Genomic DNA, 22,420 nt, shown 5'->3' with positions numbered 1-22,420 from the left:
CAGGTCGCTTAGAATTTAAGATTCATGCCGAATACAAAAGTGGCCGAGGTCATCGGCGTGCTACCGCCCACAATGCCGGTCGCCGTTTCGGGATCGACCAGTTTATAGGGCGAAAAGATGAAGGCATTGTCGGCGGTGGCATACAGCCGCAGGCTCGAAATGTGCGCTTTGCTCAACAGGCTTTTCGGCAGCGAATACCCCAGCGTAATGTTGCGGATTTTGACAAACGAACCATCGAAGAATCGCACGGCATCGGCATACAACGGCGCTGATGCGGCATACGGCATCGGGATTTTGTTGGTCGGATTGTCGGGCGTCCAGTAATCGAAGTTCAGGCTGTTGTACCGTCCCTGCCACTGGTTTCCGCCCAGGTTATGAAAATCACTCCGCAGCATTTGCCCCTGGCGGGCGTAGACGAGGAACGAAAAGTCGATGCCTTTGAAGCTAAACCGGTTGGTAATCCCGCCACTCCATTTGGGCACGATGGAACCCAGTATGGTCCGGTCGTCGGCATTGATGACGCCGTCGGGCTGGTTGGTCAAATTTCCGGCAGCATCCCGGCCGTTGACGTCCGCAATCCTGATGTCACCGGGCCGTTGTTTGGCTTCGGCGGCTGCCTGAGCCGCTTCACCGGTTTGCCAGATGCCGAGCTGTTTGAAATTGTAGAAAACCGAGATGGGCTGCCCAATAAACCACTGATTTCCAACGTCGTCCCGGCCGTTGAACAAGTCGACAATCTGCTCTTTGTTCGCGAACAGATTCAGGCTGGCGTCCCACTTAAAACCGGAAGTGGCGTTGATTACATTGCCACTTAGGGTCAACTCCCAGCCCCGGTTGCGGGTGGCCCCGATGTTTTGCAGTACCGACGCATAGCCGGACGAAATTGGAATCAACCGACTCAGGAGCAAATCGCTGGTTTTGGTATCATAGCGTTCCAGCGAACCGGAAATCCGGTCGCGCAGGAAACTGAAATCGAACCCGACATTGAGCGTCCTGGAGATTTCCCATTTCAGATCGGGATTCGGAATGATGCTCAGGCCGTAGCCATACCCCGGTTCGGTCCCAAAGGCGTAAATCGAGCGGCTCAGCCCGCCGAGCGTTTGATACGGGGCAATGGACGTGTTGCCCACTTCGCCGTAGCCCACGCGCAGTTTCAGGAACGACAGCACGGTATTGCCCGCCAGAAAGGCTTCGTCCGAAATCACCCACCCCGCCGATACCGACGGAAAAAAAGCCCAGTTGTTGCCTTTCGACAAGCGTGACGAACCGTCGGCGCGTCCGGTCAGGGTGAGCAGATACCGGTCTTTAAAACCGTAATTGATCCGGCCCATATACGACAATAACCCCCACTGGGTCAGCGAACTGGTAATTCCGGTAACGGTTCCCGAACTGCCCAGATCGTAGAAGGACGAGGTGGCAATCGGAATATTCTGACCACCGGCACTCGACGATTCAAAGCGGTTTTTCTGCGTACTGAACAGCCCCACCACGTTGAGCGAATGCGGCCCGAATTTCTTGTTGTAGCTCAGGATGTTTTCGAGTGTGTAAGCAAAGTTTTGCTGATTTTCAACCGTCGCCCGGCTGGTGCCGCCCGCCAGCGTTCCGGAGTAAGTCCCCCGGCGGTAGGTGCTGAAATCCGGGCCGTAGTTCAGGCGGTACGTCAGCCCTTCGGCCAGCTTGTATTCCCCGAAAAGCGTCGCAAACACCCGGTATTTCTTGGTTTCATCGACGTACTGATTCGGCTGAAATTCGAGCAGCGGACTGGTCGTGTTGCCTTCGCGGGGGTTCGGATAGGCCACAAAAGCGCCTTCTGCATTGTAAGGTTCAATCAGGGGCGAAAAAAGCAGGGCATTGGTGTAGGGCGCGTTCGACATTGCATTTTGCAGGTCGGTCGACACCGTCGCGCTCACGCCGATCTTCAGCCGTTCGGTCAATTTGGTGTCGATGTTGGCCCGGAACGAATACCGGCGGTAATCGCTTTTTTGCAGTACGCCTTTTTCGTCGAAAAACGAACCGGACAAATAATACGTCGTATTTTCAGACCCTCCGCTGGCCGAAAGCTGGTGGCTTTGCTGAACGCCATCACGCAGAATCAGATCCAGCCAATTAGTCGAAATTCCCTTGCTCAGGTTGTCGATTTCCACGCTGCTCATCAAAGCCGCATCCTGGCTGGCATTGTCGGGCGCGAGTCCGCGTGAAATCCGCGCATACCGGGCAAACTCATTGCCATTCATCAGATTCAGGTCTTTTTTAGCCTTTTTGATCCCATAATAGCCATCGTAGCTCAACACCGCTTTCCCTTCCTTGCCGCGTTTGGTGGTGATCAGGATGACGCCGTTGGCACCCCGCGACCCGTAAATCGCCACGGCGCTGGCGTCCTTCAGCACTTCCATCGACTCGATGTCGTTCGGGTTGAAGTCGTTGATATTCACATCCGTCGGAATGCCGTCGATGACATACAGCGGGTTGTTACTGGCGTTGATCGACCGGTTTCCCCGAATCCGGATGGTGGGATTGGAACCGGGCGCGCCGTTGGCCCGGACAATATCGACCCCGGCGAGCCGGCCCTGGGCGTTCGACAGGAAATTGGCCGCCGGAGTTTCGGAAATGTCTTTGCTGGAAATGGAAGAAATAGCCCCCGTCAAATCCCGTTTTTTCTGGGTACCGTAGCCCACCACAATAATTTCGCTCAGGGTTTTTTCATCCGTTTTCAGAACGACGTTCAGCGTGGTTTTGGAGCCGACGGGGACTTCCTGCGTCAGATAACCGACAAAGCTGAAGACGAGCGTCACCGATTTATCCGGCACACTGATGCGAAACTGGCCGTTTCCGTCGGTGGTGGTGCCCCGCTGGGTGCCTTTCATCACAATGGAAACGCCGGGTAGCCCTCCGCCTTTTTCGTCCGAAACCGTACCCGAAATCACCTCTTCAACCGGCTGCGTCAGCAGGGACGTTTCCGGCGACGAATGGGGTTTAACCGCCGGAGTCACACCGGGCAAGCGGTTCAGAATGATCTGTTTACCGGCCACCTCGTAGCCCAGATTCAGCGGTTTCAGCATGTCTTCCAGCACCGTTCCCAGCTTTTCACGCTGCACATTGAGCGATATTTTCCGGTCGGCCTGAATCAAACTCGTGCTATACAGGAATTTGACTTTTGTCTGTTCTTCAATCAGCGCCAGAATCGTTTTCACGTCCTGATTTTGCATCTGAATCGTCACTCGGGTATCTAAAATAGCCTGCGCCCGAATGCCGGTCGCTAAAGCGATGCTGGTGACCAGTCCCGAAAGGAGCAGTTGCAGGCAACTCAACTTCAGGGCCATTCGCCAGGAGATCAGGATAGGGAGATTTTTTTTCATGTATTCAGCTAATTTGGGTTGTTGGGATAAGGGCAATGGGATGCCTCTGCCTTTTCAGGGGGCGAAAGTATGACGTTTTTTAGTAATCAGAATGGGTTTACTGAATTAAATCACTAGATTATCTATACAATCCATCTAAAACACAATTATTAAGCGGAAAACCGCTATCGCTATTGGCACCCTTTTGCCGTAATAACAATCTGCGCATCAACGACTTCGTAATGCCCTTCAATGCCTTTGCAAAGGAGTGTCAATTTGTCAAAAAGAGGTTCATCGGTTAAAGAGGCTGTTAACAGACAGTTGCCCAGCAGCTCTTCATCATAGACAATATCGATTCCGTAAGCCTCTTCGAGCGTCGAAAAAATCCGGGAAACCGGGGTATCTTTAAATGCAAAGCTTTGCGCCTGAATGGGTTCGGGTTCGGCAACCAGCGATTTTTTCATCCGAACTTCGTCGCGGGAGAATGCCAGTTGCTGGTTCGGGGTCAGTACCACGCCTTCGAGTTCCCGATTAGCCCGCATCGCGTTGGCGCGGCTGTCGGTTCGGGCAAAAACCGACACTTTTCCGGTTTTCACCTGCACCACGACCTGCTTTCCGGCTTCGACGGCTTTGATCCAGAAACTGGTGCCCAGCACTTTGGTAACCAGCTCGTCGGCATACACAAAAAACGGTTTGTCCGGATTCTTGGTCACCTGAAAAAAAGCTTCGCCAGTCAGATACACCTCCCGTTTTGATTGCTGACCAAAATGCCGGGCAAAGCTGATCCGGCTATTGGGTTGTAATAAAACCGTACTTCGATCAGGCAAGCGGACCGTCAGCGGCCGATCGGATGGATTACTTTTTTCCAGTAAAGCAGTAGCCGACTGATCGATTAACTGCTCATACTGCGTTGGAAGGCGGTTTTTCTGGTAGACCCAAAGTCCCAGACCAAGGAGTAGGGAGGCAGCCGCCAGCCAGCGCCAGTTGATCGGGATTCGACGGACGGGGGCGGGTTGAATCCGTTCCTGAATAGTCCTAAACATGCGCCCGACCTGCTCCTCATCCGGATAATCCTGCATGACGGCATCGTCGATCGAGCGCAACACCATTCGGGCATTGTCAACAAGCTGCTGTTTTTCGGGATATCGGTGCAGGAATTGCCGCCAGAACGCATCGGTTTCCGGGGTCGGTGCATACACCCAGTGTTTGAAGGACGCATCCTTTAAAAAGTCCTCCAAATCAAAATCCGCGTACTCCATCCTATTCCTTTTGGGCTACTTGAGTAGATGATGCCTTTAAAAAGAAAGAGGAAGCGCAACCGTGGTTTAACTCACTGGCGGAGAAAAAAAAGTATAAACAGCAGGATGGTACTGAGCAGGAAGGCAAACTGGCGGAGTTTATGAAGACCGCGATGCAGCAAATTCCGGACCGATTGTTCGTTGATCGCCAGGAGATCCGCAATCTGGGCGTAACTGAAATCCTGGTAATAGTAGAGCATCAAAACCTCGTACTGGCGAAGCGGTAATTTTTTCAGTTTAGCCTGCAAATCAGCCGTTTGTGTTTGCAGCCGTTCGGCCTTGATCACCTCCGCTTCCTGAGCCGGGCTGGTCGGCAGACGCCACTCGTCCGTCAGTTCCCAGCTTTCGGACGCCAGCTGATCGGGCCGGAGGGATTTGTGAATTTTCCGGCGCAGGGACCGAAATAAATAAAACCGGGCTGATTCCACCTCACTCAGGCGACTGCGGCTTTGCCATAGATCCACAAACAGATCCTGAACCGCATCTTCAACGGCCTGCTCATCGCGCGACAGCTTTTTACCGTAACTGAACAACACCCGCACATACCGCTGATAGAGCAATCCAAAGGCGGTTTCGTCGCCCAGCCGGAATGCCTGCCACAAGGTTTTATCGTCTGTATGTTCCGAAAAAGACATCAACGTACCCAAGTAAAAGTCGCCGGTTTTGATTCAAAAATCAGCCGGTTAGCTTTTAGCTGGGCCTAACCGGACCGCCAACCTGCAACCCAAAGGTACAATTACTTCTTAAAATGTGTCTACTTTATAGGCAGAAATGGGTAAACATCCGAAGCGGGGGCCCCTTCGAACCCGACCGCTTGAGTAAGCCATCGAATTCATTTTTTCACTACTTTTGAACACACTTCACACTGACTGACTTTTATGTTCCGTACCGTATTTTTAGTGCCCTTCCTGTTTGTTCTGAGTGTTCGGTTTCCCGCTTTTTCCCAACAGAAACAACGCTTTCAAAATCTTCAACAAGCGCTGGCCGCGTCTGGACAACTTGCTGGTTCACAAGGTCCTTCCAGCGTTAACTGGATCGACGGCGGAAACCGCTTTTCCTTTATTGGTCCGGGCAACAGCATCAAATCGTTTTCGCCCAAAGATCAGCGCGAAGACGTGATTTTCGATGGCAGCCAACTCAAATTTCCGGGAACCGACCAGCCGTTTACCTACGAATCGTTCCAGTGGTCGAAAGACTCGAAATACCTACTTTTTCAGACTAATTTCCGCCCCGTCTGGCGTCGGTCGGGCCTTTCTGATTTTTACGTGTATGCGGTGGCCGACCAGTCGCTGAAACTGGTGGCCAAAGACGCCCAGACCGCCGAACTGTCGCCCGACGGTTCCAAAACCGGCTACGAGCGGGACGGCAACCTTTTCATTTTTGACTTTTCGACGCAGAAAGAAACGCAGCTCACCAACGACGCGGCTCCGTCGCTCTACAACGGGCGGTTTGGCTGGGCGTATGAGGAAGAATTTGGTCTGGCGCAGGCCTGGGAATGGTCGCCCGATAGCAAATTTATCGCTTACTGGCAGATTGACGAGCGCCAGGTACCGATTTACGCCATGACCGACTACAAGGGATTTGACGAAAATTTTATCAAACTCCCCTACCCACGCGTAGGCGACAAAAACCCGACGGCCCGGATTGGTGTCATCGAAATTGCCAACGGCAAACAGCAGTGGATGAAGGTGGAACTGGGTGCATCCACGCCGGGCGACGGGTACATTCCGCGCATCTACTGGACGTCGCAGGAAGGACAACTGGCGCTGGTTCATCTAAACCGCAAGCAAAACGATCTGAAGTTGTTTCTGGCCAACGTCCGCACGGGTGATGCCCGGCAGATTATGGAAGAAAAGTCGAAAGGCTGGGTCGATATTTTCGATTTCTTCGCCGGTATCATGCATTATTTCTATTTTCCGGCCAATTCGCAGGAGTTTTTCTGGGTTTCGGAACGGGACGGCTGGGCGCATATTTACCGGTATGATTACACGGGCAAACTGATCAATCAGGTCACGAAAGGGAACTGGGAGGTGGTGTTTGTTCACAACATCGACGCCAAAAACAAAAAAATCTACTACACTTCCACAGAACAATCTCCGCTGGAACGGCAATTGTACGTGGTCGATTTCGACGGCAAGAACAGGCGCAAACTGACCCAGACGGCAGGTCGGCACAAGATCGATTTTGCGCCCAACAGCCAGTATTACATCGATCGGTATTCCAATGTCACCACGCCCACGAAAGTGGAACTTTGGGACACCAAGGGCAAGATGATCAAGACGTTGGAAGCCAACGCTACGGTTGCGAAATTTCTCGAAAGCTACGCGTATGTGCCCAAAGAGCTGACCCGTTTCACGACCGCCGATGGGCAGAAAATCGATATTTCGATCCTGAAACCGCTCGACTTCGACGCCACTAAAAAGTATCCGGTCGTGCTCGACATTTATGGCGGCCCCGGCGCACAATCGGTTTATAATGAATTCAATACGTCGGGCTGGCACCAGTTTCTGGCGCAACAGGGCTACGCCGTCGTGAGTGTCAACAACCGGGGCAGTGGCGGGTATGGGAATGCCTTCGAGAAAGTCGTTTACGAAAAACTGGGTCAGTACGAAAGCCTCGACTTTGCCGAAACCGCCCGGTATTTAGCCACATTGCCCTGGGTCGATGGCAATCGTATGGCGATCAGAGGGCACAGCTACGGCGGGTATATGAGCAGTTATACGATGCTAACGCACCCCGGTATTTTCAAAGTTGCGCTCGTGGGCGCACCCGTCACCGACTGGCGGCTCTACGACAGCATTTACACCGAACGCTACATGGGCTTATTACCCGAAAATGAGGCTCAATACCAGAAAAGTGCGGTTTCGCCGAACGCCAAAAACCTCCGGGGCAAAATGTTCATCGCCCACTCGACGATGGATGAGAATGTTCACGTCCGCAACACCATGCAGTTGATGAACGCGCTGGAAGACGCCGGGAAAGACGCCGATTTGCGCATTTATCCGCCGGGTGCCCACGGAGTGGCGTACAACAGCACCAGCACGCTGCTGTTGTACCAGCAGTATACGGAGTATCTGGAAAGGTATTTGAAGAGTGGTTCGGCAAACTGATGTAGATCGGTTTACAGAACCACCTTTAACGTCGGTTCAGTCATTTTTAGTTTATTCCGTTTTCCAACAACTAGACCTCCATCTTCAACACCCGCCCGACATCCTTCTGGTGCAGTCGCCCAATGGGCAGTTCCTGCCCGGCGACTTCGATGTGGCTGGGCGACCAGGCCGAAATCTTGTCGATGGACACGATAAAGGACCGGTGAATCCGGAGAAAATCCCGGCCCGGCAGCATGGATTCCACCGAACTGATGGCCTGTTTTACGATCAGCGGTTTGGCGGTGGTGGTGATGATTTTGATGTAGTCTTTCAGGCTCTCGACGTACAGAATGTCTTTCGTGTAGACCTTCACCATTTTGCGGTCGGCGCGGAAATACAGAAAAGCGTCGCGCTCCGACGGCACCAGTTCCTTCTCCACCGGCGGCTGTTCCGGTTCGCTCGCCGGAAGCGATCCGGCGGGGGGCTCGAGTCGCATGACTTTGGAAACCGCCCGTAAAAACCGCTCGAATGGAATAGGTTTCAGCAGGTAATCGACCACGTCCAGATCAAAACCGTCGAGCGCGTACTCCCGATAAGCCGTTGTAAAAATCACTTTGGGAGGATTTCGCAAACTCCGCAGGAAGTCGGTGCCGGAAAGTTTGGGCATTTTAATGTCCAGAAACAGCAGATCGACCGGCGTCGACTGGAGCAGGCTGAAGGCTTGAACGGCATTGTGGCATTTGCCAACGATTTCAAGCCCGTCGATCAGGTCGATATACGACTCGATAATTTCCACAGCGTGTGGTTCGTCATCAATTAGCAGACAACGTACGTTCATAGTTGGTGTGTATTTGTTGTTGTTAATTTATACCGGCATTTCGACAACCGGAAAGGCATTTTCTTTCAGAACCACGGACTCTTTCGGTAACCGCAAAGTCAGATCGACCAGAAACGTTTCTTCTTCCGGCTGAATTTTCAATTCATACCGCCCCGGATACAGCAGTTCCAGCCGCTTCCGAACGTTCTGCAAACCGATTCCCCCAACGGAGGTTGCCCCAACGGAAGTTGCCCCCGCCGGCGTTCCGGCAAACGCATCCGTATCGCGGCTGTTGACCAACTTGAATGTCAGCACCTGGTCATCGATGGCCAGATCCAGAAAAATCCAGGCCTGTTCCAGTTGTTCACTGGTGCCGTGTTTGAAGGCATTTTCCAGAAACGGGATCAGCAACAGGGGCGCCATCTGTATTCCCTGCAAATTGCCGTGGAAATTCATCGAAACATCCAGCCGCGAACCGTAGCGCAACTGCTCCAGTCCAATGTAGTTTTTCATGAACGCGATCTCTTTTTCCAGCAACACCTCCGACGCGTTGCAGTCGTAGAGCATATAGCTCAGCAATTGCGAGAGTTTTAATACGACCGCCGGCGACTGTTCCGATTTTTGTAACGTTAACGCATACAGGTTATTAAGGGTATTGAACAGAAAATGCGGATGAATTTGGGATTTAAGCAACTGCATCTCCGCATGAAATTTCTCCTTCTCAATCTGCCGGTAAGCCTGCTCTTTTAGATACCAGATCTTTACCAGTTTGATGGCGGCCACAAAACCGGCGACGGTGATACCGCCCCGGAAACCGGCCATCAGCAGGTATCTCAGACTGCCACCCCGAACCCGCGACGTACTCAACCAATTGTGCAACGGCGTAACCACCCAGGCCGACAGAGCGGAGGAAGCAAACGCACTCAATACCGAAAAAACAACGACACCGACAACGATCTTCCAGTACTGGCCCTGGTCCAGATACCGCGGAAATAACACGTAGATAATACCGTATGCCAGGATCATGTGGGCGGGCATAAAGATGATCGCATCAACGCCCGATGACAGAAAACCTATCAAAAACGCCATCGTTTCGCCATAGCCACGGTGCAGAAAATCCATTATTGGAAAAACGCCGTACAGCACCGTGAAATAAAGCCAGACGACGCCCCAGAAAAGTCCGTGACGGGCCAGCCGATACCGGAGGTGATTAGAAAAGATGAAGTTATTGTTAGACAGTTGCATACGATTGCCCGATTGCCGACCGAAGATAGATAAACGACGCCGAAACCGCCACGAATCCGGCGAATTGTAGACGAACGGTGGCGAATCGTCGCTCAATGGCGGCAGTTACCGTTGCGCGACACTCGTCGTCGGCTTCCTGTCGTATCAACCTCAAACCAGCACTTTAGACGAATAGTCAAGCAGGCGGTTTGAGCACGGTTTACTTTTGAATCAAAAAATACGACTAAAACAACAACTACTAATGAGCCGCTCCGGCGGCAGCACCATGAAAACTGATTCCAACTTCCGACTGGCTCTACTGGCCACCACTCTATTCCTGACTTTAACGGTTTCCTCCTTTGGGCAGGGCCGCCAAGCCCGACTATCAACCGCGCCAAGCGCAGGCTTTTGGGTAGTTGAATCGCAACCCAAACAAAAGTGCGTTGTATTCTTCTACAATGACGATAACCAGCTCATTTACAAAGAAATACTGGCCAAAAAAAGGCTCAATCTTAAACAAACTAAAACGAAAGAGAGCCTGAATGCTGTTCTCGAACAGGCCTTGCAGCAGTGGGCCATTTCGCAAAAACCGGGTGGCAGCCCGATCCAGTCCGATCAGCAGTGGCTGGCGACGGAGTTTAGAAAATAGACCAGAGAGGGAATATACTCCCCGCAGATTGCCAGCCTTTATTTCACGTCTCTTGTCTCAAATCTCTTGTCTAGAATATAATTTGGTTAAATTGGTTTGAGTCCCCCGGCTTGGGCAGTTGCTCCGGGCCGGGGGCTTTTGTGCTAAATTATCGCCGGATTGATGAATCGAAAGTTGAATTGGCGGTTGGAATCCGTATTTTCGGACTTCGATCCATTCCTCCGTCTTTCATGCAAACCGGTCGTACCACGCCCCAAACCCGCACCGAGATTCTGGCGGGTGTTTCTACGTTTCTGGCAACGATGTACATTATCGTGGTCAATCCGGCGATTCTCAGTCAGGCCGGTTTGCCGTTCAGTGGCGTACTGACGGCGACGGTTTTGCTCTCGTTCGGCTGCAGTCTGCTGATGGGATTGTATGCCCGCAATCCGATGGTGGTGGCACCGGGGATGGGATTGAACGCATTTTTCACCTTCACCGCCGTGAAAGGCATGGGAATCCGGCCCGAAGTGGCCCTGGGAGCGGTTTTCTGGGCGGGTGTTCTGTTCCTGATCCTGTCGGTTTTCAACATTCGCTCGGCCATTGTCAAAATTATTCCCAAACCGTTGCGGTATGCGGTTTCGGCCGGTATTGGTCTGTTTATTACGCTCATTGGCTTCGAGAATGCCCGGTTTATCGTGGCCAATCCGGCCACGCTGGTTGGTATCGCCAGCCTGAAAGATCCGATCATCCTGACGTTCATATTTGGTCTATTGCTCACCAGCGTTCTGGTTATCAGGCAAATACCGGGGGCCATTATCATCGGCATCGTGCTGACTACGCTGGTTGCCCTGCCCGTTGGCCGGTGGTGGGGTGACGCGTCGGCGGTTAATTTCGGGCAGAAAACACTGGTCAATTTTCAGGGCATTCTGGCCGCCCCCGACTTCAGTTTAATCGGCAAACTGGATCTCGTCAACTCGCTGCAATGGGCGTTGTGGCCGGTTATTTTCGCCTTTGTCTTCACGGATTTGTTCGATAGCCTGTCCACGTTTGTGGGTGTTGCCGAAGCCGCCGATCTGTACGATGCCGACGGAAATCCGCGCAATCTGAACCGTTCGCTGCTGACGGATGCCGTGGCAACGACCATGGCCGGTTTGTTGGGAACCAGTCCCGGAACGGCCTATATTGAGTCGGCGGTGGGCATTGCGCAGGGTGGCCGCACCGGTTTGACGGCCATCGTGGCCGGTACGTTGTTTCTGCCTTTTCTGTTTTTGTCGCCTTTGCTGTCGGTTATTCCCGCCATTGCCACCGCCCCGGCCCTGGTTCTGGTTGGTGCATTCATGATGAAACCCGTCACCAAAATCAACTGGGGTCAACTGGACGATGCCTTACCGGCTTTTCTGGCGCTGGTTCTGATTCCGTTTAGCTACTCGATTACGCAGGGCATTATCTGGGGATTCCTGACGTGGACGGTCGTCAAGCTGGCGGTAGGCAAATCAAACGAGGTGCCGGTCGGCTTATGGATCGTCGATTTATTCTGCATTCTGGCGCTCTTTTCCGGTCATTAATAGTCATGGAAGTACGGCCACCAGTTCCACTTCGACCACCGCCGTTTCTTCGTACAGTCGTTGAATCTGAACCCAGGTAGCGGCCGGAAAATCGTTGTTATAATACTTTTTCCGGACGTCGTTGTGCTTTTTTATCTCTTCAATTTGGGTCGTATATAAATTCTCTTTGACCACATTCTGGAAAGTCGCACCGTAAAAAGCCAGCGTTTTCTGAAGACCATTGTACACGTTCGTCAGCGCAGAAGCCGTTTCGCCCCCGCCCACGGTTCCCGAAATGTAAATGGTTTTGCCCACGCGAACGGCCTGAGCGTAGCCCGCTCCGTCTTCACCGGCTTTGCCAAAATGAAATTTCTGTTTTTCAATTGCATTCTGGCCGGATTGTGCATGAACTTCATTAAAAACAACCGTCAAAAGCAAGACAAGACTAGAAATAGCAAGTTTTTTCATCGTATTTTAGTTGTTTAACGCCTAATGTATGTCGCATAAACTATACAAAATAATTCGTTGGAACAAATTTCTAATTTTCGGCTGGATCGTAATTCAGTTCGGCATTGGCATCGACCCGGCTCAGGCTCAACGGTATCAACCCCAACCGGTTACGGCCCTGCTCGGTGCGTTCGATGAAGAAGTGAAGTTGGTGCAGAAATCACTTAAAAACCCCAAAAGCCAGACACTCAACGGCATCCACTTCATGACCGGCCAGATCAACGGGCGTACTGTCGTGGTAGCCGAAACCGGTATTGGGAAGGTCAATGCGGCCATGACGACGGCCTTTGTGCTGGCCTATTTCAAACCCGAACGCGTCCTTTTTACGGGCATCGCGGGCGCCATCAATCCCGACCTCCAACCCGGCGACATCGTGATTGCCCGCCAAACCGCCCACCATGATTACCACTCCATTACGTTCCAGCAACAGCAAACGAACCAGACCCGCAATGCCATTACGAAAGAAATGAACCCGACGTACTTTCTGGCGGATTCGGTCCTGCTGAAAACGGCGCAGGAAGCCGCCAAAACCGTCCCGTTCGAGAGCATTCCCTCCACTTCGCGGCCCCCGTCGATTGTCGTTGGCACGGTGGTGACGGGCGATGTGTTTGTTTCGTCCGACGAAAAAGTCGCCAGTTTATGGTCGGAGTTCAAAGCCGACGCGACCGAAATGGAGGGAGCAGCCGTGGCGCAGGTCTGTTACCAGCAGCAGGTTCCGTGTCTGGTTATCCGGAGTTTGAGCGACAAAGCCAATGCCAACGCCCGGCAGGATATGCTGACGTTTTTCAAGATTGCCGCCCGGAATTCAGCCAATCTGGTAATGACGATTGTGGGGCAGTTAAAATGACCTGGTTATGATTGAGCCAGTTAGGGCGCACCTCCGGAGCTTTGCCTGGTTCGATTCGATCAGCAGGAAATCCCTCCGGGATGAAGGACGCTCCTCCGGAGCTTTTGGTGATCGTGGTCCGATTTGGTTCTATTAACAGGGAATCCCTCCGGGATTGCAGGCGTAGGCGATTGCGATCCGGTTCTATTAACAGGAAATCCCTCCGGGATATAGGGCGCTTTTCTCGCTCCTGGTTCGATTCGGTTCTATTAACAGGGAATTCTCCGGGATATAGGACGCTCCTCCGGAGCTTGCTTCGATCGTGGTCCGGTTTGGTTCTATTAACAGGGAATTCCTCTGGGATTGCAGGCCTAGGCGATTGCGATCCGTTTCTATTAACAGGAAATCCCTCCGGGATTGTAGGCAATGCGATTGCGGTTTTATCCCCTGGGATTTTAAGGAGCAAACAGTCCATTTTTACCCCGGAGGGGTTTTCTGTTAATAGAACCAAACCGGACCACAACCGGGAAAGCTCCGGAGGAGCGCCTTATATCCCGGAGGGATTCCCTGTTAATAGAACCAAACCGGACCACAACCGGGAAAGCTCCGGAGGAGCGCCTTATATCCCGGAGGGATTCCCTGTTAATAGAACCAAATCGAACCAGGAGCGAGAAAAGCGCCCTATATCCCGGAGGGATTCCCTGTTGATAGAACCGAACCGGACCGCGATCACCAAAAGCTCCGGAGGAGCGTCCTATATCCCGGAGGGATTTCCTGTTAATAGAACCGGATCGCAATCGCCTACGCCTACAATCCCGGAGGGATTCCCTGTTGATAGAAACGAAGCGAAACACAACCGGGTAAGCTCCGGAGGAGCGCTCTATTCTGCAATACACTCCATCCAATCACGTCGACTCACGTCCGTCCTCAATCCATTCAAACAGGTATTTCGTATCAAACGGTACCGCAAACTTTTCCAGCAAATTCAGATACTCCTCCCGGAAGGTCCGCTTCCGGTGGTGTTCTTCCTGGTTCAAAATATACCGCACCACCGCGTCGACCTGGGAATGTGAATAGGTAAAAGCGCCGTAGCCTTCCTGCCAGTAAAACGGTATTCGGGTCCAGCGTTTTTCTTTTACAAAAATCGACGTGGCGGTTTTTACCTCCTTCACCAAACCGGCAAGCGCGAGTGCAGGAGAAAACCCAATGAACAAATGGGTATGATCGGGCATGCAATGGATGGCCAGTACTTTAGCACCCCGACTTTGCACAATTCCCGTGATATAGCGATGCAATTCCTCTTTATGTTGCCGTGGGATGAGGTTCTGGCGGCCTTTAACGGCAAACACAATCTGAACGTAAAGCTGGGTGTAGGTATCGGCCATAATCAAAATGCGCTTTCTGACTTCCGTTGGACTTTTTTTTGATCACGAAGTCACCCGATTAATGCGGTACACCTAAAAAAGTCGTTTCTTCGAAGGTTGAAAAAGCAAACGCTTTTTCTATTTCCAGTTTAGCTTCTAAACCCTTCCTCCGTGCGTAAATTTTTCATTGGCTTCCTGATTTTTATCGGTGCCGTGCTCCTGCTGGGGGCTGGCTATGGCTACTACAACAGCCGCGACCGCCATCCCGGTTATTCGCTAAACCTCAACATTGCGGCTCCTACCCAACCGCGACCGCTCCAGGTGGGGTTTGCGGCTCTGAAAATCACGCCGAATCTCCCCGACCGCTGGACGGACAAAAACAAGGATGCGGCCTATAAACCGGACGACGGCGATACGTATACCGACGGCAACAACAACGGCGAGTTCGATGCGTACTGGATGGCGGGATTCAGCCAAAAGCGCGCGGCCAACGGTGTTCACGATGATTTGTGGGCGCGGGTGGTGGTCATCGACGACGGCCAAACCCGGCTGGCCCTCGTGGCGGTTGACCTCCTCGGCTTTACTCACAAAAACGTCATCAACGTTCGTAAAGCCATCCCGGCGAGTGCCGGAATAACCTATTCCATCATCTGCAGCACGCACACGCACGAAGCCCCGGATTTTCTGGGCATGTGGGGCGGCAGTATTTTCAAAAGTGGCGTAAACAAAGCGTATGAACTGTTTGTTGAGCAACAGGTTACGCGGGCTATCGTGGAGGCTGCCGGAAAGCTGCGCCCGGCGCGGTTGCGGTTTGCGCAGGACCTGAACGGGGCCGATTCGCTGCTGATGGACACCCGGAAACCGCTGGTTCTGGATTCGGGGCTGTATGTCATGCAGGCGCTGGATGCCGTGAAAGACAGCACCTTGGGAACGCTGGTGGTTTGGGGCAATCACCCCGAAACCTTGTGGAGCAAGAACACGCTGCTGACTTCCGATTTCCCGCATTATGTTCGGGAGTACCTGGAAAAAGGCATCATGAAAGGTGATTCCGTGGTTCAGAAAGGGCTGGGTGGCACGGTGGTTTACGCATCCGGTTGCGTGGGTGGACTGATGACGACCTCCCCCAAAGTCACCATTCAGGACCCGCTAACGGGCGAACGGTTTAAAGAGCCGACGTTTGAAAAAGCCGATGCGCAGGGAAAAAGCCTGGCAATGCTGATTCACAAGGCCTTACAAGCGGATACGGCGACGGCAAAACCGGCCGATATTCGGCTCAGGGCCCAAACCATCGAAATACCGCTGGCCAATAAACTCTTCCGGCTGGCCGTCGGGCTGGGGGTTTTGGATGCCGGTTTTAGCAGTTGGGGGAACTTCCGGAGCGAAATTGCGGCTTTCCGATTAGGCGATGCCTCTTTTCTGTGCGTGCCGGGTGAGATTTATCCCGAAATTGTAAACGGCGGTGTTGAAAACCCCGTGGGTGCCGACTTCCGGATCAAGCCCCTGGAAACGCCCCCGCTCCGCAGTTTGATGCCGGGCCACTACAAATTTGTAATCGGTTTGGCAAACGACGAGCTGGGCTATATTATTCCGAAAAGTGAGTGGGATACCGAAACACCGCATATCTATAATCAGAAAGACAAACCCTATGGTGAAGTCAACTCCACGGGGCCGGAAACCGCTCCGAAATTATACCGGGCTATGGCGGAATTGTTACATGGTTTATAAACACGATTGACCCGAAAGTTTTGATTCCTATGCGGATTTTAATTGTTGAGGATGAACAGGAAGTAGCGTCATTTATAAAAAGCGGACTGGAAGATTATGGCTTCGAAGCCGACGTTGCCGGCGATGCTTTGCAGGCGCAGGTGATGCTCTCTACGACGGATTACCCCACGATTATTCTCGACGTTAATCTGCCGGTAATCAACGGTTTTGAACTCTGCAAACTCATCCGAAGCCGCTACGAAGATGTATCGATCCTGATGCTGACGGCCCTGGGAAGTACAGAAAGTAAGCTGAACGGTTTTGACGCCGGAGCCGATGATTACCTGATCAAACCCTTTGAGTTTCGGGAACTGGTGGCCCGGTTAAGAGCCCTCAACCGCCGTAGAACCGCCACGCCCGGCGATTCTGCGGTTCTTAAGATGGCCGATCTGGAACTGAATCAGCAGAGTAAAACCGTGAAGCGGGGAAATCAGAAAATCACCCTGACCGCCCGCGAACTGGCACTGCTGGAATTTTTTATGAAGAATCCCAACAAAGCACTTTCCCGCAATGAAATTACCGAAAAAGTATGGGATGTCAATTTTGATACCGGCACCAACGTTGTCGATGTCTATGTGAATTATCTGCGGAAGAAAATCGATAAAGATTTCTCGCCTAAACTGATTCATACCATTACCGGTATCGGGTATATCATGCAGGAATCTGAAGAGTAACGGATGAAAATAAGAGCGCGAATTTCGGTTACCTTCCTGATCATTGTTGCCGCTAACCTGGTGCTTTTCTCGCTGGCGATTTATTTTATTTCCGAATATTTCCGACAACGCGATTTCTATTACCGCCTGGCTGATAAAGCGCGCATAACGGCCCGATTACTGATCGAAGAAGACAAAATCGATCCGGCTATTCTTCGTTTAATTGAACGCAATAACCTGACTTCGTTACCGGAAGAACACATTGTTATTTACGATCAACAAAACAATCCGATTTACGCCAGTGCCGATACGACCCGCGACCTTGTGGGACAACGCGACCTGCTCGACCGCGTTCGTAAACAGAAGCAACTGTATTTACGTCGAAACGACAAGGAGATCGCCGGGCTAACGCACACGTACCGACAGCAGGAATTTGTCATTATTGCCACTGCCTACGACGAATCGGGCTTGACCGAAATTGCCCATCTACGGAATATTCTTGGTTTCGGACTGGTTTTCAGCCTGTCGCTGGTCGGTATTTCGGGCTGGATGTTTGCCGGTCGTTTCCTGCAACCGATTTCAAATGTCATCCGGCAGGTGGATAAAATTACGGCATCGAACCTGAATCTGCGGGTGGATGCCAGCGACAACAGCGACGAAATTGCGCAACTGGCCAACACCTTCAATTCCATGCTCGATCGGGTGCAGGAAGCATTTGAAGTCCAGCGAAACTTTGTAGCCAATGCCTCCCACGAACTGCGAACGCCACTCACGATCATTACCGGACAGATTGAAGTGACGCTGATCAAACCGCGTACCGTTGAGGAACACGAAGCCAAGTGGAAAGCGGTTCTGGACGTGATCAAACGACTGAATGTGCTGTCCAACAACTTGCTCGAACTCACGCAGGTCAGCCTCGACGATGCGCCGATCAAGTTTCAGGAGGTTGCGCTGGATGAAGCAATCTATCAGGCAACCAAGATGTTAACCACGCGCCGACCGGATTATCAGGTTATTTTTTCCTTTGAAACGGAGGCCATGTATTCATCACTGACGGTTCAGGGCAGCCTGGCACTGCTGATTTCGGCGTTTGTCAACCTGATGGAAAATGGCTGCAAGTTTTCACCCAAAAACCAGGTACAGGTGATTTTGGGAGCCGATGAGCGCTGGGCAACCATCCAGTTTAAAGACGAGGGCATTGGAATCGACCCGGCCGACATCAAGCACATTTATGAGCCTTTTTTTCGGGCCGAAAACGCCAAACGGATTCTCGGATACGGTATTGGACTGCCGTTAACCTACCGGATCATCCAGTTACACCGCGGCCAGATTATGGTTTCGTCCAGGCTCAACGAAGGCACTACGTTTACGCTGAAGCTCCCAAAAACGTTCTAATCGTTTCCTAATCGACTTCTAATCACTCTCTCATTGACTTCTAATTGACCCTTAATTACCCGCTTTACATCTGGTTATACCTTTGTTGCTTCACTTAACCAGCAGTTGTAAGATGGAAAATCGTGGCAATATTCAAAAGAAGTCGGGCAACTTTGTCAACTGGGGCACGGTCTGGGGACTCATTTTTGCCACCATCGCCCTCGACGTTTACATCAATTACCGGGAGGATACGCAGGATAAGGAAATTTATCGCTCAAAATACGAAATCAAGGCATCGGAAGCGGATTCGCTTCGCGCTGTAAAAAACGAGCTGGAAAAACGGCTGCTGGAGTTAAACCCGCAGGAAAAAACGGATTTATCCACTTCAAAATGACTTTCTAAAATTTGTATAACGCATGAAAACAACACAGATAAGCTTTCAAATCGTTGATTTGAGCAACGTGGAGGGGGACATTAAAGGAGGTGTTGTTTCATTTCTGGTGGCCGTTCCGCTTTGCCTCGGCATTGCTCTGGCTTCCGGTGCCCCCCTTTTTTCCGGAATCATTGCCGGTATTGTCGGCGGTTTGGTGGTTGGCTTATTCAGTCGCTCGGCGGTGAGCATTTCAGGCCCCGAAGCCGGACTCATCGTTGTTGTTCTGGCCGCTATCGAGACGCTGGGCTCTTTTCCGGCCTTTCTACTGGCCACCTTCCTGGCGGGTGTGCTTCAGATTGGGATGGGGTATATGCGGGCCGGAATAGTCAGCAACTTTTTTCCGTCGTCGGTCATCAAGGGAATGCTGGCCGGTATTGGTATTATTCTGATCATCAAGCAAATACCGCATCTGGTTGGTTACGATGCGGATTCGGCCGAGGAAATCTCCCTGTTTCAGCCCGAAGGTTTTACTATTTTCAGTCAGTTCCAGGCTGCCATCGGGCAACTAAACGGGGTGGCGATTCTGATTGCCCTTATTTCATTGACGATTCTGTTGCTTTGGGAACGTCCTTTTTTCAAACAAAATAAAATTCTGAAAAACATTCCGGCGGCTTTGGTCGTGGTGATTTCGGGCATCGCGATCAATGAACTGATTGGGCTTTTTCAGAACAACTGGGCGTTGAAGGGCAATCACCTGGTTCAACTGCCGGTGGCCGATAGCCCGGCGGCTTTCTTCAACCTGTTCACCCTGCCGGATTTTAGCCAGTGGATGAATCCTCAGGTATATACGGCTGCGATTTCCATTGCGCTGGTTGCCAGTCTGGAGGCTTTGCTGTCCATTGAAGCGACGGATGAATTGGACCCACTCAAGCGTAAAACGCCGACCAACACGGAACTCAAGGCGCAGGGAATTGGCAACATGGTCAGCGGGTTGATCGGCGGAATTCCGTTGACGTCCGTTATTGTCCGGAGTTCGGTCAGCATTAACGCCGGAGCCCGAACGAAGCTGGCGGCCCTGATCCACGGTTCGTTGCTGCTGATTTGTGTGATTGCGCTGCCGACCGTTCTCAACCGGATTCCCTGGGCTGCCCTGGCTTCGATCCTGCTGATTACCGGGTATAAATTAACCCGCATCCAGATTTTCAAACAGCTTTTTAATGAAGGGATCGCCAAATTTTTGCCGTTTGTTGCCACCGTCGCGGCCATTTTACTGACCGATTTGTTGACCGGAATCGGCGTGGGAATGATCGTCGCGCTGTTTTTTGTTCTGCGGGAAAACTACCTCAATGCCCACAAAACGGAGACGTTTCAAGATGGTGGTCAGGAACGCATCCGCATCAGCCTCGGCGATTACGTTTCGTTTCTGAGCAAAGCCAGCATGGTGAAATTGCTGACGAATGTACCCGAAAACGCCATTGTGGAAATCGACAGCACCAACTCGTCTTACATTGACAGCGATGTACTGACGACAATTCAGAATTTTAAAGAAACGGCTCACAAGCGGAATATCCGACTCGTTTTCCTGCGTGAACCGGCTGATTATAAACCGGTTCCGGAATCGATCATCGCCATGCGTAACCGTCACCTGCGGGAAATCGAAGAGATGAATTAAGTGTCCCGGCTTTCCTTTTTAGCCTAGTCCTATCTTTGTGTGATAGTTAATTCGGTGAGCCGGACCGGTATTTGCGGTCCGGCTCATTTTTTGGTTGGTAACCAGACGCCGACAGAAACTGTAAACCCTCGGGGAACTTCTCCTCCGTAAAATTTTGTGGCACTTAATCCAACCTGATAACGGGCATCTAAAAAAGCAGTTAGTGGTCCTATCGCAATCTCAACTCCTCCCCCACCCCAGATTCCGGTTTCAATTCGCCGTTCAAAGAGGAGCTTATCGCTAAAAATCTGTGAGCCTTCGTTGTCCATAGCCTTCAGTCTTCCTCCCAGGGCATAACCAACGCTGGGGCCGAATAAACCATAATAAGACAGCCGTTTATTCACTTTTTGTCGGTACGAAATTAACAATGGAAGTTCAGCCACTTCATACTGTTGCACCATTTACCGGTTCCGGCAGGTTGGCCCAGTGCTGTTGTATAATCTACTTTTGATTGCCATCCCTTCTGGATGACCGATGGGTCGAGCCGAATGTGCCAATGACCTGTGAGCGAAAGCTGAATGGGAATACCAACGACAAAACCGGGCCCTAAAGACCCGTCACGGACCGCACTCCGGCCACGGAGCGTCGACCAGTAAGTGCCACCCCGCACCCCAACCTGAATCTGCGCGTGCAGATTCAGCGAAAAGACAGTCAAAAGAAGCGCAGAAAAGAAGAGTTTTTTCATCGGATTCAGCTGCTGTTTGTCCGATAAACGACAGATCTGCTTTTATTCATATAACGGTCGATAAATATCCAATCAATGGCTTAACCATTTGCCGGTACAACGGGTTTATGGAGTGATTTTAACCGTACCCAATGAACCTAGCAACCCTGGCCAACGACCCCGTAAAAGCCGCTAAGGCCGTTAAATTAGTTTACGTCAACGATTCCATCCCCGGTATTCACCGCTTGCGGTCGGGCGATCAGTTCGTCTATGAAGATCCGAAGGGAAATCGTATTGAGGACGAAGAAACTTTGTCCCGTATCAAAAAAATGGCTTTGCCGCCAGCCTGGGAAAACGTCTGGATCTGCCCCAAACCCAACGGACACCTTCAGGCCACCGGAATCGACACCAAAGGACGCAAGCAATACCGCTACCACACCAACTGGAACGCCATCCGGAGCGAAACCAAGTTTTTCCGGATGATTGCCTTTGGCGAACAGTTGCCCAACCTCCGCGCCCGCATCGAGCAGGATTTGAAAAAACGAGACCTGGCTAAGGAAAAAGTGATTGCCATTGCCCTCAGTGTGATGGAGCAGACGCTGATCCGAATTGGTAACGCATCGTACGAGAAAGAATACGGCCACTATGGTCTGACGACTTTAAAGGATAAACACGTGAGCGTGGCAACCGCCCAACTCCAGTTTCGATTCAAAGGCAAAAAAGGCGTTTACCACGACATTACCGTCCGCGACCGGCGGCTGGCGCGACTGGTTAAAGCCTGCCGCGACATTCCCGGCAAGGAATTGTTTCAGTATTACGACGAAACCGGCGAACACCGCAGCATCGACTCCGGCATGGTAAACGCTTATTTACAGGAGGTTACGGGCGTGGAGTTTTCCGCCAAGGATTTTCGCACCTGGGCCGGAACCGTCAACGCCTTGCGGTTGCTAGCCGAACTGGAACCGTGTGAGACGGACAAGGAAGCGAAGAAAAACATCAATACCATTCTGGAGCAGGTGGCGCACCGGCTGGGAAATACGCGCACCGTCAGCCGGAAATATTACGTCCATCCCCAGATTCTGGAAGCGTATGAGTGTCAGGATTTGAACCCGTATCTGAAACGCAAAAGCAAATTCCGCCAGACATCACCGTATGGACTGGATCCGATTGAGAAGCTATTGCTGACGTTTTTGAAGGATAAAGTAAAAGGGTGATGAATAACCATGTAACACCTGACAGGTTTTGA

19 protein-coding genes are annotated in these 22,420 nt (G+C 51.8%); 10 read left to right on the top strand and 9 right to left on the bottom strand.

The features are described 5' to 3' along the window. Positions 1-8: 8 nt before the first annotated feature. From EHT87_RS24690 to EHT87_RS24680, 3 genes are all read right to left on the bottom strand, one after another. Positions 9-3,356 carry a TonB-dependent receptor gene (locus EHT87_RS24690; protein WP_124909337.1) on the bottom strand — a complete coding sequence of 1,116 codons (3,348 nt, stop codon included), beginning with the start codon at positions 3,354-3,356 and terminating at the stop codon, positions 9-11. 170 nt (positions 3,357-3,526) lie between these two features. Beyond that, the gene (locus EHT87_RS24685; protein ID WP_124909336.1) at positions 3,527-4,594 is read right to left on the bottom strand and encodes a FecR family protein; all 1,068 of its coding nucleotides are present in this window, start codon (positions 4,592-4,594) and stop codon (positions 3,527-3,529) included. Positions 4,595-4,665: 71 nt separating this feature from the next. Further along, positions 4,666-5,268, bottom strand: coding sequence for an RNA polymerase sigma factor (locus tag EHT87_RS24680; RefSeq protein WP_124909335.1), 603 nt, complete (start codon positions 5,266-5,268; stop codon positions 4,666-4,668). Between the two features lie 243 nt (positions 5,269-5,511). Here EHT87_RS24680 and EHT87_RS24675 point away from each other — a divergent pair, with 243 nt between their 5' ends. Then, on the top strand, positions 5,512-7,743 hold the full coding sequence (locus tag EHT87_RS24675) for a S9 family peptidase (RefSeq protein WP_124909334.1): 2,232 nt from the start codon (positions 5,512-5,514) through the stop codon (positions 7,741-7,743). 70 nt (positions 7,744-7,813) lie between these two features. Here the strand turns inward: EHT87_RS24675 and EHT87_RS24670 are convergent, their stop codons facing one another. Together EHT87_RS24670 and EHT87_RS24665 are read right to left on the bottom strand one after the other, a co-directional pair. After that, positions 7,814-8,560, bottom strand: coding sequence for a LytR/AlgR family response regulator transcription factor (locus EHT87_RS24670; protein WP_124909333.1), 747 nt, complete (start codon positions 8,558-8,560; stop codon positions 7,814-7,816). A gap of 27 nt (positions 8,561-8,587) precedes the next feature. Next, positions 8,588-9,784 (bottom strand): sensor histidine kinase, encoded by a 1,197-nt coding sequence (locus tag EHT87_RS24665; RefSeq protein WP_124909332.1) that lies wholly within the window; start codon positions 9,782-9,784, stop codon positions 8,588-8,590. A gap of 241 nt (positions 9,785-10,025) precedes the next feature. Here EHT87_RS24665 and EHT87_RS24660 point away from each other — a divergent pair, with 241 nt between their 5' ends. Then, positions 10,026-10,412, top strand: coding sequence for a hypothetical protein (locus tag EHT87_RS24660; protein ID WP_124909331.1), 387 nt, complete (start codon positions 10,026-10,028; stop codon positions 10,410-10,412). A 230-nt stretch (positions 10,413-10,642) separates the two neighbouring features. Further along, entirely contained in the window at positions 10,643-11,959 is a 1,317-nt protein-coding gene (locus EHT87_RS24655; protein ID WP_124909330.1) for an NCS2 family permease, read from the top strand. Positions 11,960-11,962: 3 nt separating this feature from the next. Here the strand turns inward: EHT87_RS24655 and EHT87_RS24650 are convergent, their stop codons facing one another. Continuing rightward, positions 11,963-12,406, bottom strand: coding sequence for a RidA family protein (locus tag EHT87_RS24650; RefSeq protein WP_124909329.1), 444 nt, complete (start codon positions 12,404-12,406; stop codon positions 11,963-11,965). 28 nt (positions 12,407-12,434) lie between these two features. On the opposite strand from EHT87_RS24650, the gene EHT87_RS24645 reads away from it, so the two are divergent. Then, positions 12,435-13,292 carry a 5'-methylthioadenosine/adenosylhomocysteine nucleosidase gene (locus EHT87_RS24645; protein WP_124909328.1) on the top strand — a complete coding sequence of 286 codons (858 nt, stop codon included), beginning with the start codon at positions 12,435-12,437 and terminating at the stop codon, positions 13,290-13,292. Positions 13,293-14,176: 884 nt separating this feature from the next. Here the strand turns inward: EHT87_RS24645 and tnpA are convergent. Next, complete coding sequence (tnpA, locus tag EHT87_RS24640; protein WP_124909327.1) at positions 14,177-14,656, bottom strand: IS200/IS605 family transposase; 480 nt, start codon at positions 14,654-14,656, stop codon at positions 14,177-14,179. Positions 14,657-14,806: 150 nt separating this feature from the next. Between tnpA and EHT87_RS24635 the strand changes: the two genes are divergently transcribed. The 5 genes from EHT87_RS24635 (at position 14,807) to EHT87_RS24615 (ending at position 20,471) form a co-directional block, all read left to right on the top strand. Next, positions 14,807-16,360: a hypothetical protein gene (locus EHT87_RS24635; protein ID WP_124909326.1), complete on the top strand. Its 1,554-nt coding sequence runs from the start codon at positions 14,807-14,809 to the stop codon at positions 16,358-16,360. Positions 16,361-16,389: 29 nt separating this feature from the next. Further along, entirely contained in the window at positions 16,390-17,073 is a 684-nt protein-coding gene (locus EHT87_RS24630) for a response regulator transcription factor (RefSeq protein WP_124909325.1), read from the top strand. A gap of 3 nt (positions 17,074-17,076) precedes the next feature. Continuing rightward, positions 17,077-18,447: a HAMP domain-containing sensor histidine kinase gene (locus tag EHT87_RS24625; RefSeq protein WP_124909324.1), complete on the top strand. Its 1,371-nt coding sequence runs from the start codon at positions 17,077-17,079 to the stop codon at positions 18,445-18,447. Positions 18,448-18,559: 112 nt separating this feature from the next. Further along, positions 18,560-18,820 carry a hypothetical protein gene (locus EHT87_RS24620; protein ID WP_124909323.1) on the top strand — a complete coding sequence of 87 codons (261 nt, stop codon included), beginning with the start codon at positions 18,560-18,562 and terminating at the stop codon, positions 18,818-18,820. Between the two features lie 22 nt (positions 18,821-18,842). After that, entirely contained in the window at positions 18,843-20,471 is a 1,629-nt protein-coding gene (locus EHT87_RS24615; protein WP_124909322.1) for a SulP family inorganic anion transporter, read from the top strand. Between the two features lie 83 nt (positions 20,472-20,554). On the opposite strand, the gene EHT87_RS24610 is transcribed toward EHT87_RS24615, so the two are convergent. Together EHT87_RS24610 and EHT87_RS24605 are read right to left on the bottom strand one after the other, a co-directional pair. Further along, positions 20,555-20,911, bottom strand: coding sequence for a porin family protein (locus tag EHT87_RS24610; RefSeq protein WP_124909321.1), 357 nt, complete (start codon positions 20,909-20,911; stop codon positions 20,555-20,557). Next, on the bottom strand, positions 20,872-21,195 hold the full coding sequence (locus EHT87_RS24605; protein ID WP_124909320.1) for a hypothetical protein: 324 nt from the start codon (positions 21,193-21,195) through the stop codon (positions 20,872-20,874). The genes EHT87_RS24610 and EHT87_RS24605 overlap by 40 nt, the downstream gene beginning before the upstream one ends. Before the next feature lie 131 nt (positions 21,196-21,326). Between EHT87_RS24605 and EHT87_RS24600 the strand changes: the two genes are divergently transcribed. Continuing rightward, positions 21,327-22,388: a DNA topoisomerase IB gene (locus EHT87_RS24600; protein WP_124909319.1), complete on the top strand. Its 1,062-nt coding sequence runs from the start codon at positions 21,327-21,329 to the stop codon at positions 22,386-22,388. Positions 22,389-22,420: the final 32 nt, after the last annotated feature.

It is taken from the genome of Larkinella knui (genome assembly GCF_003858645.1).
In the GTDB taxonomy this organism is placed as follows: domain Bacteria; phylum Bacteroidota; class Bacteroidia; order Cytophagales; family Spirosomataceae; genus Larkinella; species Larkinella knui.
The sequence above is the reverse complement of the archived record's forward strand: the minus strand, read 5'-3'. Positions and strand labels throughout refer to the sequence as shown.

What these genes read in the sequence shown, in the direction of transcription:
- EHT87_RS24675 (WP_124909334.1), top strand. Translation starts at nt 5,512, where the DNA reads ATGTTCCGTACCGTATTTTTAGTGCCCTTCCTGTTTGTTCTGAGTGTT.
- EHT87_RS24605 (WP_124909320.1), bottom strand. Translation starts at nt 21,195, where the DNA reads ATGAAAAAACTCTTCTTTTCTGCGCTTCTTTTGACTGTCTTTTCGCTG.
- EHT87_RS24660 (WP_124909331.1), top strand. Translation starts at nt 10,026, where the DNA reads ATGAGCCGCTCCGGCGGCAGCACCATGAAAACTGATTCCAACTTCCGA.
- EHT87_RS24665 (WP_124909332.1), bottom strand. Translation starts at nt 9,784, where the DNA reads ATGCAACTGTCTAACAATAACTTCATCTTTTCTAATCACCTCCGGTAT.
- EHT87_RS24615 (WP_124909322.1), top strand. Translation starts at nt 18,843, where the DNA reads ATGAAAACAACACAGATAAGCTTTCAAATCGTTGATTTGAGCAACGTG.
- EHT87_RS24670 (WP_124909333.1), bottom strand. Translation starts at nt 8,560, where the DNA reads ATGAACGTACGTTGTCTGCTAATTGATGACGAACCACACGCTGTGGAA.
- EHT87_RS24625 (WP_124909324.1), top strand. Translation starts at nt 17,077, where the DNA reads ATGAAAATAAGAGCGCGAATTTCGGTTACCTTCCTGATCATTGTTGCC.
- EHT87_RS24645 (WP_124909328.1), top strand. Translation starts at nt 12,435, where the DNA reads ATGTCGCATAAACTATACAAAATAATTCGTTGGAACAAATTTCTAATT.
- EHT87_RS24610 (WP_124909321.1), bottom strand. Translation starts at nt 20,911, where the DNA reads ATGGTGCAACAGTATGAAGTGGCTGAACTTCCATTGTTAATTTCGTAC.
- EHT87_RS24655 (WP_124909330.1), top strand. Translation starts at nt 10,643, where the DNA reads ATGCAAACCGGTCGTACCACGCCCCAAACCCGCACCGAGATTCTGGCG.
- EHT87_RS24620 (WP_124909323.1), top strand. Translation starts at nt 18,560, where the DNA reads ATGGAAAATCGTGGCAATATTCAAAAGAAGTCGGGCAACTTTGTCAAC.
- EHT87_RS24650 (WP_124909329.1), bottom strand. Translation starts at nt 12,406, where the DNA reads ATGAAAAAACTTGCTATTTCTAGTCTTGTCTTGCTTTTGACGGTTGTT.
- EHT87_RS24680 (WP_124909335.1), bottom strand. Translation starts at nt 5,268, where the DNA reads ATGTCTTTTTCGGAACATACAGACGATAAAACCTTGTGGCAGGCATTC.
- EHT87_RS24630 (WP_124909325.1), top strand. Translation starts at nt 16,390, where the DNA reads ATGCGGATTTTAATTGTTGAGGATGAACAGGAAGTAGCGTCATTTATA.
- tnpA (WP_124909327.1), bottom strand. Translation starts at nt 14,656, where the DNA reads ATGGCCGATACCTACACCCAGCTTTACGTTCAGATTGTGTTTGCCGTT.
- EHT87_RS24685 (WP_124909336.1), bottom strand. Translation starts at nt 4,594, where the DNA reads ATGGAGTACGCGGATTTTGATTTGGAGGACTTTTTAAAGGATGCGTCC.
- EHT87_RS24690 (WP_124909337.1), bottom strand. Translation starts at nt 3,356, where the DNA reads ATGAAAAAAAATCTCCCTATCCTGATCTCCTGGCGAATGGCCCTGAAG.
- EHT87_RS24600 (WP_124909319.1), top strand. Translation starts at nt 21,327, where the DNA reads ATGAACCTAGCAACCCTGGCCAACGACCCCGTAAAAGCCGCTAAGGCC.